The organism is Pedobacter polysacchareus (assembly GCF_019802255.1).
Classification (GTDB): Bacteria; Bacteroidota; Bacteroidia; order Sphingobacteriales; family Sphingobacteriaceae; genus Pedobacter; species Pedobacter polysacchareus.
This window is the reverse complement of sequence record NZ_JAHYSS010000004.1, coordinates 227,210-240,780: the sequence shown is the minus strand read 5'-3', so window position 1 is coordinate 240,780 and position 13,571 is coordinate 227,210. Positions and strand designations below refer to the sequence as shown.

At 39.3% G+C, this 13,571-nt stretch carries 16 protein-coding genes; all 16 read right to left on the bottom strand.

Annotated features, from left to right (window positions below; translation table 11 throughout):
- Positions 1 to 5: 5 nt before the first annotated feature.
- The 16 genes from K7X70_RS12210 to nrfD all read right to left on the bottom strand — a co-directional run bounded on the left by K7X70_RS12210 (position 6) and on the right by nrfD (position 13,560).
- Positions 6 to 665 (bottom strand): DUF2461 domain-containing protein, encoded by a 660-nt coding sequence (locus K7X70_RS12210; protein WP_222537364.1) that lies wholly within the window; start codon positions 663 to 665, stop codon positions 6 to 8.
- On the bottom strand, positions 662 to 1,060 hold the full coding sequence (locus K7X70_RS12205) for a hypothetical protein (protein ID WP_062550588.1): 399 nt from the start codon (positions 1,058 to 1,060) through the stop codon (positions 662 to 664). The genes K7X70_RS12210 and K7X70_RS12205 overlap by 4 nt, the downstream gene beginning before the upstream one ends.
- 51 nt (positions 1,061 to 1,111) lie before the next feature.
- The gene (locus K7X70_RS12200) at positions 1,112 to 1,360 is read right to left on the bottom strand and encodes a hypothetical protein (protein ID WP_062550589.1); all 249 of its coding nucleotides are present in this window, start codon (positions 1,358 to 1,360) and stop codon (positions 1,112 to 1,114) included.
- 120 nt (positions 1,361 to 1,480) lie between these two features.
- Positions 1,481 to 2,050: a DUF420 domain-containing protein gene (locus tag K7X70_RS12195; RefSeq protein WP_062550590.1), complete on the bottom strand. Its 570-nt coding sequence runs from the start codon at positions 2,048 to 2,050 to the stop codon at positions 1,481 to 1,483.
- A 22-nt stretch (positions 2,051 to 2,072) separates the two neighbouring features.
- Positions 2,073 to 2,780: an SCO family protein gene (locus K7X70_RS12190; RefSeq protein WP_222537363.1), complete on the bottom strand. Its 708-nt coding sequence runs from the start codon at positions 2,778 to 2,780 to the stop codon at positions 2,073 to 2,075.
- Complete coding sequence (locus K7X70_RS12185) at positions 2,780 to 3,130, bottom strand: cytochrome C oxidase subunit IV family protein (RefSeq protein ID WP_062550592.1); 351 nt, start codon at positions 3,128 to 3,130, stop codon at positions 2,780 to 2,782. The genes K7X70_RS12190 and K7X70_RS12185 overlap by 1 nt, the downstream gene beginning before the upstream one ends.
- 19 nt (positions 3,131 to 3,149) lie before the next feature.
- The gene (locus K7X70_RS12180; RefSeq protein ID WP_222537362.1) at positions 3,150 to 3,857 is read right to left on the bottom strand and encodes a cytochrome c oxidase subunit 3; all 708 of its coding nucleotides are present in this window, start codon (positions 3,855 to 3,857) and stop codon (positions 3,150 to 3,152) included.
- Positions 3,858 to 3,887: 30 nt separating this feature from the next.
- On the bottom strand, positions 3,888 to 4,478 hold the full coding sequence (locus K7X70_RS12175; protein WP_062550594.1) for a cytochrome c oxidase subunit 3: 591 nt from the start codon (positions 4,476 to 4,478) through the stop codon (positions 3,888 to 3,890).
- 10 nt (positions 4,479 to 4,488) lie between these two features.
- Positions 4,489 to 5,364 carry a heme o synthase gene (gene cyoE / locus K7X70_RS12170; protein WP_222537361.1) on the bottom strand — a complete coding sequence of 292 codons (876 nt, stop codon included), beginning with the start codon at positions 5,362 to 5,364 and terminating at the stop codon, positions 4,489 to 4,491.
- Positions 5,365 to 5,381: 17 nt separating this feature from the next.
- Positions 5,382 to 6,440 (bottom strand): COX15/CtaA family protein, encoded by a 1,059-nt coding sequence (locus K7X70_RS12165; RefSeq protein ID WP_222537360.1) that lies wholly within the window; start codon positions 6,438 to 6,440, stop codon positions 5,382 to 5,384.
- 103 nt (positions 6,441 to 6,543) lie between these two features.
- The gene (locus K7X70_RS12160) at positions 6,544 to 8,412 is read right to left on the bottom strand and encodes a cytochrome c oxidase subunit I (protein WP_222537359.1); all 1,869 of its coding nucleotides are present in this window, start codon (positions 8,410 to 8,412) and stop codon (positions 6,544 to 6,546) included.
- Positions 8,413 to 8,432: 20 nt separating this feature from the next.
- Positions 8,433 to 9,671, bottom strand: coding sequence for a cytochrome c oxidase subunit II (locus tag K7X70_RS12155; RefSeq protein WP_222537358.1), 1,239 nt, complete (start codon positions 9,669 to 9,671; stop codon positions 8,433 to 8,435).
- A gap of 68 nt (positions 9,672 to 9,739) precedes the next feature.
- Entirely contained in the window at positions 9,740 to 10,954 is a 1,215-nt protein-coding gene (locus K7X70_RS12150; RefSeq protein WP_062550599.1) for a hypothetical protein, read from the bottom strand.
- Positions 10,955 to 10,968: 14 nt separating this feature from the next.
- On the bottom strand, positions 10,969 to 11,556 hold the full coding sequence (locus K7X70_RS12145; RefSeq protein WP_255607124.1) for a c-type cytochrome: 588 nt from the start codon (positions 11,554 to 11,556) through the stop codon (positions 10,969 to 10,971).
- Positions 11,549 to 12,085, bottom strand: coding sequence for a DUF3341 domain-containing protein (locus tag K7X70_RS12140; protein ID WP_222537356.1), 537 nt, complete (start codon positions 12,083 to 12,085; stop codon positions 11,549 to 11,551). The genes K7X70_RS12145 and K7X70_RS12140 overlap by 8 nt, the downstream gene beginning before the upstream one ends.
- 2 nt (positions 12,086 to 12,087) lie before the next feature.
- On the bottom strand, positions 12,088 to 13,560 hold the full coding sequence (nrfD, locus tag K7X70_RS12135) for an NrfD/PsrC family molybdoenzyme membrane anchor subunit (RefSeq protein ID WP_062550602.1): 1,473 nt from the start codon (positions 13,558 to 13,560) through the stop codon (positions 12,088 to 12,090).
- Positions 13,561 to 13,571: the final 11 nt, after the last annotated feature.

Sequence of the window (13,571 nt, the reverse complement as noted above, 5' to 3'; positions counted from 1 at the left end):
CATAATTATTGCACTACGGCATTTCTCAAAAATAATATAAACGGATATACGCCTTCAAAAGCTGTTTTCAACTGATCTACAATCCCAGGTTTTAGAAAAGCCTCATCCGGTAAGGGATAAACCGCCACAAAGCTTTTCAGCTTTAGAAATTCTATCTGAGGATGATCTTGATCATATCCTTTAGGCGCATTTTTCAATGTATCCTCTGTACTCAGCTTAAACGTACTTTCAAAACTTTTAGCATGAACAATATCTAAAAACTCCGAGGTATTATAATCAATTTCTTCTCTTATTTTTTTCAGTACAGGTGCTTCAGGCATCCAAAAACCTGCACCTAAAAAGCATTCCCCAGGCTGAAGGTGAAGATAATATCCCGGTCCGTGAATACCTCCCTTGATATTAAAAGAAATGCCAAAGTTGTTTTTATAAGGATCTTTATTTTTACTAAACCGAACGTCCCTGTAAATACGCAGCAAACATTTCTTTGCAGGGGTGTCTATGGAAAAATGGGGATCTATTCCTGCGAGCACAGGGATCAGCTGATCTACAAAGGCCAATACATCTTCCTTTGCGTTTTCATATCTTGCTTTGTGTTCAGCAAACCATTCCCGATTGTTATTCCGGGCTACATCGGTGATAAAAGCGAATGTTTCAGGTTTAATCATGGTGTATCGTATGCGGGTTTGTATTTTATTTTAGGGGATAAGAAATGTAATAACATCACTCTGGAATAGCGATAATTGAAAGGTGCCAAAATTAGACATCCCGTAAAGATTACCGTAATGTACATCCAGAAAGATTCATATTCCAGCCAACCGCCAGACAAGATATAGGCAGCTACACCTAAACTGATCATTTCGGCACAATTCATCGCATAGCTGACATACATGGCGGCATAAAAATAGCCGGGTTCTATCTCAAATCGGAAACCACAATGACTGCAATTGGTATTCGTATGCTGGATGTTAAATCCATACAGACTTCCTGTAAAGATATCGCCTCTCCGACATTGAGGACATTTACCATGTACAACTGCATACAATTTTGACGTTTTCTTCATAGAGATCAGTAAATCGCAACAGGCGATGAGCGGGAATGGCAGGCTAAACTATTAGGCGACTTCTTCAGTGTTTTTCTTACGGAACTTCACATACCAAAGGATGCCCATTCCAGTAATTAACAAATAGGGAATTGACAAAAGGTAAAGAATTCCTGAGTTCAGGCCATTTCCTTGTGTATTTCCATTTTTCACACTTTGTTCTGCACTTACCGTACACATGGCACATTGTGCATTTGCGGCAGGAACATTAGAGATCACCATAGTGACCATAAAAAGGAAGATAAAAACTATCTTTTTCATCCTGCAAATATAGAGAAAGAACGCTAAGAATAAGGCAATTGCTAGTGTAAAAAATATCACATAAAAAAAGGTGGCCGGATTTAAATTCAGCCACCCTTTTTTTAGGTATAAGGTCTAAAATTAGAAGTTATAATAGGGAGAAATCATCAGATATACAATCACCCCCGTTACAGCTACATATAGCCATACCGGATATGCCCAGCGAACAATCTTTCTATGCAGCTCCACCTGCATCGTTAATCCTCTGTAAAAACTAACGAGGATTAAAGGCAGTACCACTACCGCAAGGATAATATGTGTGGCTAAGATGAAGAAATAAACATATCTCGTACTTCCTACTGCTGCCAGTTCTGCTGCAGATAGAATACCGTTATGGTCAAGATCACCAAATTTGGTATCCTTTTCATACAAATGGAACAGAATATAAAACACTAAAAATATCGCCGACAAGATAAAGGTGATGATATTGGTAATTTTATGCGCTGGAATGTTTCCTTTTTTAATGAAGATCAGCGATATGATCAGTAGAACTGAGCAGACCGCATTGATTCCACCGATAATATGAGGCAGTAAATAAATGAAAGCAGGTTTATTGCTGGGTGGTGGAACTAGTTTCAAAGCAATTACTACAGCTAGTACCACTGCAGTCACTATCCAAATTAGTCTTAGAAAAAACTTATCATTATTCATCTTAAATGGTATTTCGAAAGGTTTACCTTCCGTCGTTATTGTTTCTTAATTCTTCTGTGATCAATACTTTGATCTCATCATTCAGCTGAGAGAGTGCTTCCTGACTACTTGCCGGGTAATAACCACGGATGCGGCGCTGAGGATCCAGCAAGACAAACATATTACTGTATATAAACTTACGGGTTCCGTTTTCGACTTCCTGATGTGCATCGATAGACAATCCTTTATTCACCAGACTATAAATTGCGGTACTATCCCCAGTTAGTAAATCCCACTTTCCAGGCTGTGCACCAAGTGTCTGTGCGTATTTTGCCAGTACTTCTGGTGTATCTCTTGCCGGATCAATAGTTAATCCAACAAAATTAACCGTTTTATTATGGTCATAAGTCGCTTCAAAAGCTTTCATCGCTTTATTGGCAAAACTTACTTTTCCAGGATTTTCATTGGAATAGAAGACATTCAATACCAAAATCTTTCCTTCGTAGTTTTTCCAGGTGATGCTGTCCGCATTTTGATTGACCAGTTTGAAGTCTGGAACCTGGTAATAAATCGTATCCGGGATCTGTTTCCCCTTTACAGAATGAAAGGTCGAGGCTACCTCTTTTTTACCGAATATAGGAAGTGGTCTATACCTGTTCTTTCCTTTTTCCTGTAGTAAATAATACAAAAATCCTGGTACCGCTAAAATGGTGACCAGGATTAATATTTTTTTTATTTGTGAACTACTCATTAAACAAGGGGCATATGAAGATGCAGATATCCGCCTTCAATTAGCATTAGTGTTGTAAAATAGAAAATAAAAATAAACGATACGGTTAATGCTAATTGTAGTCCCAGCTTCTCATACTTTAAGTGCATGAAGTAAGCTACAATATAAAATGCTTTCACTAAAGTAAGCGCGATGTAGAAGAAGTTACCTACACCATGGCTCATGTAACCATGTGGCAATACCCAAAGGGCGATAAAGAATTCAATTACTGTGATCAGTAAAAGAATACCAAATACCTGCCATATTTTTTTCTTCGTTAGGCCTTCGTGCTCTCCGTGTCCGTGCTCTGTGCTATGTGCGTGATCTGACATAATATTTTTTATTGAATGATTAAACTAAATAGAAGAATGTAAATACAAATACCCATACCAAATCCACAAAGTGCCAGTATAAACCAACTTTCTCTACCATTAGGTAATGTCCGCGTTTTTCGAATGTACCATTGATGGTCATCACCAGGATGATGATATTGATCAATACCCCTGTAAATACGTGAAATCCGTGGAATCCTGTGATTGTGAAGAATAGATTTGAAAACTGTAAAGCAGATACGGTAGAAACCTCTCCGTTAAACAAGTGGTGAAGAGTTTCCATTGGAGGAATTTTACCCCATCCAAATCCTTCATGGAATAAGTGTGTCCACTCTAAAGCCTGACAGCCTAAGAACATGAAACCACCAATGATTGTCGCAATCATCCACCATACTACTTCTTTCTTAGAACGTCTGTGACCAGCTTCTACAGCCAATACCATGGTTACAGAACTCATGATCAGAATAAAAGTCATGATACCTACGAACACCAACGGTGCGCCAGTATCTACAATACCAGGGATCGATTGGAAAACCAAATCCGGATCTGGCCAGGTTAATTTAGTGAAACGTTGCGCTCCATAATAAACCAATAATGACGAGAATGTGAATGCATCAGATAGCAAGAAAAACCACATCATTAATTTACCGTACTCTACCGACCACGGCGAGCGACCTCCGCTCCAAGGAGTAGTTTTTACCTGATCTAATTGTGATAATGAATTCATTTTATAAATTGTAATAGTTTGTTAACAAATCTAACTGTTCAAAAGTAAAAAAACATACAGATATATCCATAATATATCTATAAAATGCCAAAATATAGAGGCAATTTCCATTCTGTATTTCGCTCTAGGCAGTGATATCCCACCGTAAGCACCGAAGATACAATTCAATATGAAACAAAGTCCACCAAAAATGTGCAATAAGTGAAATCCAGAAACGATATAAATTAAAGAGATCGCTGCATTATTGTTCACTAATGTTGCTCCTGTTTGATACAAAGTGCTCCATGCGTCTACCTGAAGATAAGCAAAAACCAATGCCAATGCCATAGTTCCCCAAAGAAGAATTTTTTCCGAGCCGATATTTCCGGCCTTCAATGCTTTGGCAGCAAGAAACAGACAGATGCTGCTTCCGATTAAAATCAATGTACTGTACATAAAGGCATCTGGAAGTACTAATCCATGTCCTTTACCCTTTGATGCTGCAAATACGATGTAGAAACTCGTAAAGCCCCCAAACATGATCGTGGAAGACACTACAAACAACCAAAGAATAAACTTCTTAGGCTTTGAGTTGACTACCTCTTCATATTTTACATCCTGCTCTTTTAACGTATGTACCATATTTAAATTATTAAGCTATAAAATCAAATAATAAAACCAACTGAACGATGGGTAGATAAAAGAAAGAACAAAACATGACCTTTCTCGCACTGACCAAATCCAGATTCATCCACATTTTAAACGCCAGCGCTGCGAAAACCAGCCCGCCGAGGATAGATACTCCTGCAATATAATAACCACCAAAGCCGTAAAACGTAGGCATTAAGCTTACAGGGATGAGGATTATTGTACTTAAAAAGGTGATAAAAGCACTTGTCTTGTCCCTTTTAGTAGTAGGTAACAATCTAAATCCTGCCTTCTTATAATCGTCGTCCAATACCCAGGCGATGGCCCAGAAGTGTGGAAACTGCCAAACAAATTGAATTAAGAACAAGATTACTGCAATCTGATCAATTCTGCCATGCGCTGCCACATACCCGATTAGTGGAGGTAAAGCACCAGGAATGGCCCCTACAAATACCGCAATTGGACTCTTCCTTTTTAAAGGAGTGTAGGCAAAAGCATATAGAAAAATTGAAAATACGGAAAGTAAGCCAGTCTCGATATTTAGTTTACCCAATAACCAGGTCCCGATCAATCCCATCACCAAACCAGAAACCAAACCTTGCCCTGTAGTCATGTGACCTGCAGGCATCGGACGGTCTTTGGTACGGGTCATTAGTTTATCCAGATCCACTTCAATCACTTCATTGAAGCAATTGGCAGCAGAGGTCACCAGAAAACCACCCACAATGAGGATCAACCAGTTAGTCCAGTTGATATCCGGGCTCAGGCCATCGATCGGCACTTTAGAACCAATTAAAAACGTAACTGATGCGGAAAATACAACCAGAAAAGTTAGTCTGAATTTAATAAGCTTAGAAAAATCTGCTAAAAACTGTTTCAATTTATAAATTATTAATACTATTGATGGTAAGTCTCTGTCCTATACACCAACAAATACAGGTAATACTGTAAAGTGAATAATGCAGTAGAAAACAGAATGTGTAATGCCTGCGCGTATGGAGGCAGCGCAAAGTTAGACAATAATAAGCCTGTAACAATCTGGATAATTAAAACTATGGCAATTCCATTACCAACTAACAGCGCGGTAGCTTTACCATTAAACTTATCCTTTACTATTTTATAAATCACGACATTGAGGATCAAAACTAAAATGGCCACATCTCTGTGATACGAGAAAACCTCCCCTACTTTTCCAACCCAGCTTGCCCGATCATTGTACATCAGGGCTTTTGAAATCGCATCGATCGCCTCCCTTACCTCCGTACCCAATACGACTTGAACTGTACTCAGGGCAACTGAAACTAAGGTCAATATTTTCAACCAGGTAATGTTAGACATGATCACCAGCTGCTGTTCATGCAATTGCTTTGCATAATTATAGGTGTAAACTAAAATCGCAAGGATCACCAATGCCAATAACATGTGTACCGTAACAATCCAGGGCATTAAATTAGTAGAAACCACGATCGAGCCTAACCAGGCTTGAAAACCTACGATGATTACGTTCAGAATACTCAATACCAGTATCCTTGTGGCTGTTTTACGGTACGTAAAGGAATAAACCAATAAGCCAACCAAAAAGAAACCAGTGATGGCTCCCATTAAACGGTTCAAATATTCCGTCCATGTTTTAGCCACATTAAAAGTTTCAGGTTGTAAAATCGACTCATCATGACGGATACTATCCGCTAGATGTGCCTTTCCCATCTTCTCTAATGTTTTTGCGAAACGCTCATTTTTCGCTACACGTTCAGCAACATATTTGTCCTTATAATTGGCAGGTAACTGTGACGCATGAGTTGGAGGAATATACTGGTCAAAACATTTTGGCCAATCCGGACAACCCATACCAGAACCTGTACTTCGTACGATTCCTCCTGCCAGAATGAGCAATAAGGTCACGACAATGGTGAGAAGGTTAAGCTTGATAAATCTCTTTTCAGCTTTAGGAACCATGGTTGGTATTAGATTAAAAAAAATGGGGCATCTGTTGTAAGTATTTACCTACTGCAGATACCCCATTGTGTATTTAGAATACGATGTATGATCTATTTTTCTGCTAAGCAGGGTTTTTAGCTTCCCATTCTCTTTGGATACGCTCAGCTTCTGTATTACCTTCAAAATCGTGAGGCATGTTAGAAGTCATCGTTTGAGAGAAAGGAACCGTCTGAGGAATGAAATCTACATCAGAACCTGGTTTGCTATAATCATATGGCCAACGGTACACTGTTGGAATTTCTCCTGGCCAGTTACCATGAAGGTGCTCTACTGGTGTAGTCCACTCCAAAGTATTCGCTTCCCAAGGATTTTGAGGTGCTTTCTTTCCTTTAAAGATCGAGTAGAAGAAGTTCCATAAGAAAGCTACTTGTGCCAATGCACCAATAATAGCTGCCCAGGTAACGAATACGTTCACTGTTAACCATTTTTGCATGAACTCAAATTCAGTAAATGCATAGTAACGACGAGGTACACCATCAAGACCCAAGAAGTGTAATGGGAAGAATACTAAGTAAGCAGAGATGAAAGTTAACCAGAAGTGAAGGTAACCTAATTTGCTGCTCATCATTCTACCGAACATTTTAGGATACCAGTGGTACACACCTGCAAGCATACCGAAGATCGCAGCAGAACCCATTACCAAGTGGAAGTGGGCAACAACGAAGTAAGTATCATGTAAGTTAATGTCCAAAGAAGCATTACCTAAGAAAATACCGGTTAAACCACCAGAGATGAAGAAAGATACCAAACCAATCGCAAATAACATTGCTGGAGTGAATCTGATGTTACCTCTCCATAATGTAGCCAGGTAGTTGAAAGTTTTTACTGCAGAAGGAACCGCAATAATCAAGGTTGTGATCATAAATACCCCACCTAATAACGGGTTCATACCCGTCACAAACATGTGGTGACCCCAAACGATGAATGATAATACCGTAATACCAATCAATGAATAAATCATCGCATGGTAACCGAAAATTGGTTTTCTTGAATTTACTGAGATGACCTCTGAAGAGATACCTAAAGCTGGCATGATTACGATGTAAACCTCAGGGTGACCTAAGAACCAGAATAAATGTTGCCAAAGGATTGGGGAACCACCTTCATTAGGTAATACCTGAGTACCCATTACAATATCAGATAGGTAGAAACTGGTACCAAAACTACGGTCAAAGATTAAAAGCACCACACCTGCCACCAATACCGGGAAGGAAAGTACACCTAAGATCGCTGTTAAGAAGAACGCCCAGATGGTCAATGGCATTTTCCAAAGATCCATACCTTTAGTACGCATGTTCAATACAGTACTCACATAGTTGATACCACCCATAAGTGAAGAAGCAACAAACATGATCATACTGATCAACCATAAAGTCATACCTAATGCAGATCCTTTAATCGCCGTTGGCAAAGCTGATAGTGGAGGATAAATTGTCCATCCCGCACTCGCTGGACCAGTTTGGATAAAGAATGAACTCATCATAATCACACAAGCTCCAAAGAAGAACCAGTAAGATAACATGTTCAGGAATGGCGATGCCATATCCCTTGCCCCTATCTGAAGAGGAATCAATAAGTTACTAAATGTACCACTCAGGCCGGCCGTCAATACAAAGAATACCATGATGGTACCATGTATCGTTACCAATGCCAGATAGAAATCCGGTTTAATTCGTCCGCCTTCTGCCCATGTTCCAAGGAATGTTTCCAGGATAGGGAAGTTTTTCTCTGGCCAGGCCAGCTGCAAACGAAACAGGATAGATAAGCCCATCGCAATAACAGCCATAATAATACCTGTTATCAGGAACTGCTTAGCGATCATTTTGTGATCCTGACTAAAGACATACTTCGTTAAGAAGGTCTCTTTGTGATGCCCATGATCATCATGGCTATCGTGGTTATGTGTATCGTGTAATGATATAGTTGACATAATGTGCTATTCCAGTATTATTATTTTTTTAAAGCTAATTGATTTGTTTTAACTGCAGAAGTGTCTTTTGCTACGCTATCTGCGGGTGCAACTGCAGCTGGTGCTGCTGCTACTGGCAGGTTAAACTCTTTTCTCAAATCGTCTGTCAAATAAGTTCCCTGTTTTTTAACCCATGCCTCATACTCAGCTTGCGAAACCACTCTAACTTCTTTCTGCATTTTGTAGTGACCTTCACCACAAATTTTAGCACATAAGAATAAGTAAGCAAATTTAGGATCGTTAGTTTTCACTTTCATCTCTTCAGTAGTGATGGTTGGTGTAAACTCGAAGTAAGAAGTCATACCTGGTACTGTATTCAATTGAATTCTGAAGTGAGGCATGTAGAAACTGTGCAATACATCCTTACTGGTCAAAATCAAACGAACTGGCTTGTTCACAGGAATCACCATCTCATCAGCAGTCTGATCATCTAAAGTGTTTTTGTCTTTAAAATCAATACCTAATGCGTTAATAGAGTTGATCAACTTGTAGTTTTTTACCCCAACAATACCATCAGCTCCCGGATAACGGATCGCCCATGCAAACTGAGATGAAGTAATCTCAATGTTTAATGGCTTGTTGTTTGGATCTTCAATTTTGTAAAAAATCGATCTCCAGGTTAAGAAACCCATCAATACCAACACGGTTAAAACCAATGCAGGAACGATTGTCCAGATACGCTCTAAAGCGTTGTTATGTGGATAGTAGTAAGCTTTCCTTTTTCCAGTGCTTCTATAGATATAAGCAAAAACAAATAGGATGATGTGCGTAGCGATAAATACAATCGTAGTGATGATCAACGTAATGTTGAACATCTGATCAATTTTCTTACCATGCTCGGAAGCAGCTTCAGGAAGAATCATCTTACCATGAACTGTATATTCCCAATAAACACCATATAGGCCTACAATCAGGAACAATGCGAACAACACACCGTTCACTGTATTCCAGTTGATTCCTTTTGGTTTGTCCTGAGCCTCACGGGTCAATTCATATACCTTTAATGATTTTCCAATAATTGCTATAAATAAGCAAAGTAGTAGAAATGCCATGGTATAAAATATAACCGTTTTATATACCGGACCCATATCAATAGGTTTGGCAACGGTCTCAGCGGCAGCGCCGGCAGCTTGTGCAAATGCGCTTGTGCTTGCAAAAACAGTAAGAATCACTGCTAGTGCCGCTATTGTTTTGTTACTTATAAATTTTCTTAAACTCATTTCCTTAAAAGTAGTAACGCTGTACTTCTATTATACTATTATTTTATATACTCTATTAAGATCACCTATTACAAGTGGTGATTCAAACTTTCCTGTAGGAAAGGATGGTTCTTTGCGATTAAAGGCTGCTTGCTTAGTGCTCTTAAAACGGTAAAGGTAAACAATCCTACAAAACCTACAGCTGTTCCAATCTCAATAATACCAAAAGCATGGTGTTCTTCAACCGTACCCGGCATAATCATTTGGTAATAATCAACCCAGTGACCGCACAATACGATGATACAAACTGTTAACATGATATTTTCCTGTCTCTTGTTGTCTCTGTCCATTAATAATAAAACAGGGGCTAAGAAGTTTAATACCAGGTTCAGGTAGAACCAGAATTGGTAGTGATCAAATCTTTTGTAGAAGTAAACAGTTTCTTCCGGCATGTTTGCATAATAGATCAACATAAATTGAGCGAACCATACATATGTCCAGAAAATAGAGAATCCGAAGATAAACTGACCTAAGTTGTGTAGGTGACTATTGTTAACCCATTTCATGTAACCTGCTTTTTTCAACAGGATGATGATAATGGCCATAGTCGCTAAACTACTTACCCACATTGCTGCGAAGTTGTACCAGCCGAACATCGTAGAGAACCAGTGTGCCTCAAGAGACATGATGGTATCAAAAGCAAAGATTGGCGTAGTAAAACCGTAGATTACTAAGAAAATACAAGAGTATTTAAAACTTTTTCTGTAAGAATCTAAACCACCTTTTAAATCTTCATTCACTGACAATTTAGCGAACCAAACTGCGAAGAAGGAATAAACACCTAAGAAGATCACCTGACGTGCCATAAAGAATGGAACGTTAAGGAAAGCCGACTTACCATCGATTAATTTATCATAGTTAGGACTGTTCGGATCAGTTAAGCCCGGAGCATTCCAGTGATGATATAAGTTGTGTGTGTACAAACCGGCTGCCATAACTGCGATTAAGATAACAACCGCAATCGGCAAGGTTTTAGCCATCGCCTGTGGTACACGTAGTATAGATGCAGACCAACCAGCCTGTGCTACAAATTGAACAGCAAGAAAGAATGCACCTGACATGCAAACACATGCGAAGTAATAAGCCATCAGTAACAAGTTAGCAAAAGTACGCTCATGAAGCGCCTCCGCCGAAAAGCCATATCCTATAGCTAGTACCCCTAGGACAATAGCGATCAGACTTAAGGTTTTTGCTTTACCTGTAAACTCAAACTGCTCAGTTAAATTATAATTGTGAGTTCCCATTTATTTGTGCTTTTCTATTGTATTTTTTGTAATTGTTGAACATACATCACTACTTTCCATCTTTCATCAGGAGATAGTTGAGAGGCATGTGAACCCATGTTATTTAAACCATACTCAATAGTATGATAAATTTTTCCTGCAGTAAGGTCTTTCATCAAACCACCACGTGATGAAGCTGCATCACCATGGTAAGAAGGAATACCACTGATCTTATCGATTTTTACCAGGTGACCTTGTCCATCTCCTTTTTCACCATGACATGGCGAGCAGAATACGGTAAAGTAATGTTTACCTGCAATTAGATTTTGTTCTGTTTCAGGAAGCGGATTTTTCAGGTTCGCACCAGCAGCTTCATATCCTTCTTTAGTATTAGGATAGTCGTCGTACTTATTGAATCCTACTGGCGTAGTATTCGCTGGTGGTGTCTGTGCCGTTGACCCGTTCTTAAAGTTTTTGTTTGGCTGGTCTGGATTATATGCAATCGGATCATACATGTTCCTTGCATACTCTAAACCTGTACTCTGCGGATCTTTACATGCTGAAAATACAACAGCACTTGCAAGAATACAAAATGAGGCTAAAACTACTTTATTCTTATTCATAGCTGATATACTTCCTTTCATTGTGCTTAATTTCTAAAGCACCTGCATCTTTTAATAAACCATCAATTTTATTATGGTCGGTATTTTCTTTTGCATCTACAGCGATAATGAATCTATCATCTGTAGCTCTTAAGTCCATTACTCTAGGTGCTCTTCCTGGGAATAAATGCGTTGAAGCATAATAAGCGCCCACTAAACTGAATGCACAGAATAAAACCGTTACTTCAAACATAATCGGAATAAAATCCGGAAGTGCTAAAGCAGGTTTACCACCAATGTTGTGTTTCCAATCTACCACCGAGGTTAAGTAGATCAATGAGAATGCGGAAATGGTTCCGGCTACCCCGCAAAAGAATGCAAGGATATCCAACCTGGATCTTTTGATCCCTAATTTAGCTTCTATGCCGTGAATAGGCATTGGTGTATAAACATCATGTATTTTAATGTTATTTGCCTGTAACTGGTCGATGCCGTGCATCATTTCGTCAGGATCACCAAAACTGCCTAAAATATATTTGATATTACTCATTGTTATATTTTTGCGTATTCTTCTTGTTTAACACTATCAAATTTCTCTAAAGACTCTACGTATTCTTTTACGTGTTCTTTGTCCAGATGACCTTCTTTAATTTGTTCCATTTTAGATTGCTCACTTGCACTCTTCAGTAACAGTTTCACCTCTGCAATTGCAATAGAAGGTAATACTCTTAAGAATAAAAGGAACAAGGTAAAGAACACTCCGATTGAGCCTACAAAGACACCCACATCTACCCAAGTTGGATAGAACATCGCCCAACTTGAAGGGATATAATCACGGTGTAATGAAGTCACGATAATTACGAAACGTTCGAACCACATACCAATGTTTACAACGATAGATAAAATCCAGGTTGCTGCGATCGAAGTACGGATCTTTTTGAACCATAGTAACTGAGGAGAGATTACGTTACACGTCATCATCATCCAGTAAGCCCACCAGTATGGTCCGGTTGAACGGTTAATGAAAGCGTATTGTTCGTATTCTGAACCTGAGTACCAGGCAATGAAAAACTCAGTGATGTAAGCTACACCCACGATCGATCCTGTTAGAATGATGATCTTATTCATCGATTCAATGTGGAACATGGTGATGTAGTTTTCAAGACCTAATACTTTACGAGCTACTAGTAATAATGTTAATACCATTGCGAATCCTGAGAAGATCGCCCCTGCTACGAAGTATGGAGGGAAAATCGTGGTATGCCATCCTGGAATTACCGAGGTTGCAAAGTCCATAGATACAATCGTGTGAACTGAAAGTACCAGTGGCGTAGAGATACCTGCTAAGATGATACATACTGCCTCAAAACGCTGCCATGTTTTTACGTTACCAGACCATCCGAAAGAAAGGATAGAATAGATTTTACGTCTTGTTCCTACTGCACGGTCACGGATAGTCGCGATATCAGGCAATAAACCTGTGTACCAGAATAAAAGTGATACAGAGAAGTAAGTAGAGATGGCAAACATATCCCAAACTAATGGAGAGTTAAAGTTTACCCATAGCGATCCGAATTGATTCGGTAATGGAAGTACCCAGTAAGCCAACCATGGTCTACCCATGTGGGATACTACATACGTCGCGGCGCAGATTACGGCGAAAATGGTCATCGCCTCTGCAGAACGGTTAATGGAATTCCTCCAGTTCTGTCGGAAGAGTAATAGTACCGCAGAGATCAGTGTTCCTGCGTGACCGATACCTACCCACCAAACGAATCCGGTGATGTCCCATGCCCATCCAACTGTTTTATTTAATCCCCATGCACCGATACCAAACCAGAAGGTATATCCAACGGATACCAACCATAGTGTGGCACCACATAGTGCGAGTATAAATCCTATCCACCATGCCTTGTTAGGCTTGTTCTCAACTGGCATTAAGATATCATTCGTAATCTTTGCATACGTGATATCATTGCCGGTGATTAATGGCTCTCTTAATATTGATTCCTTATGTCCTGACATAATTTATTTTC

What these genes read in the sequence shown, in the direction of transcription:
- K7X70_RS12210 (WP_222537364.1), bottom strand. Translation starts at nt 665, where the DNA reads ATGATTAAACCTGAAACATTCGCTTTTATCACCGATGTAGCCCGGAAT.
- K7X70_RS12205 (WP_062550588.1), bottom strand. Translation starts at nt 1,060, where the DNA reads ATGAAGAAAACGTCAAAATTGTATGCAGTTGTACATGGTAAATGTCCT.
- K7X70_RS12200 (WP_062550589.1), bottom strand. Translation starts at nt 1,360, where the DNA reads ATGAAAAAGATAGTTTTTATCTTCCTTTTTATGGTCACTATGGTGATC.
- K7X70_RS12195 (WP_062550590.1), bottom strand. Translation starts at nt 2,050, where the DNA reads ATGAATAATGATAAGTTTTTTCTAAGACTAATTTGGATAGTGACTGCA.
- K7X70_RS12190 (WP_222537363.1), bottom strand. Translation starts at nt 2,780, where the DNA reads ATGAGTAGTTCACAAATAAAAAAAATATTAATCCTGGTCACCATTTTA.
- K7X70_RS12185 (WP_062550592.1), bottom strand. Translation starts at nt 3,130, where the DNA reads ATGTCAGATCACGCACATAGCACAGAGCACGGACACGGAGAGCACGAA.
- K7X70_RS12180 (WP_222537362.1), bottom strand. Translation starts at nt 3,857, where the DNA reads ATGAATTCATTATCACAATTAGATCAGGTAAAAACTACTCCTTGGAGC.
- K7X70_RS12175 (WP_062550594.1), bottom strand. Translation starts at nt 4,478, where the DNA reads ATGGTACATACGTTAAAAGAGCAGGATGTAAAATATGAAGAGGTAGTC.
- K7X70_RS12165 (WP_222537360.1), bottom strand. Translation starts at nt 6,440, where the DNA reads ATGGTTCCTAAAGCTGAAAAGAGATTTATCAAGCTTAACCTTCTCACC.
- K7X70_RS12160 (WP_222537359.1), bottom strand. Translation starts at nt 8,412, where the DNA reads ATGTCAACTATATCATTACACGATACACATAACCACGATAGCCATGAT.
- K7X70_RS12155 (WP_222537358.1), bottom strand. Translation starts at nt 9,671, where the DNA reads ATGAGTTTAAGAAAATTTATAAGTAACAAAACAATAGCGGCACTAGCA.
- K7X70_RS12150 (WP_062550599.1), bottom strand. Translation starts at nt 10,954, where the DNA reads ATGGGAACTCACAATTATAATTTAACTGAGCAGTTTGAGTTTACAGGT.
- K7X70_RS12145 (WP_255607124.1), bottom strand. Translation starts at nt 11,556, where the DNA reads ATGAATAAGAATAAAGTAGTTTTAGCCTCATTTTGTATTCTTGCAAGT.
- K7X70_RS12140 (WP_222537356.1), bottom strand. Translation starts at nt 12,085, where the DNA reads ATGAGTAATATCAAATATATTTTAGGCAGTTTTGGTGATCCTGACGAA.
- nrfD (WP_062550602.1), bottom strand. Translation starts at nt 13,560, where the DNA reads ATGTCAGGACATAAGGAATCAATATTAAGAGAGCCATTAATCACCGGC.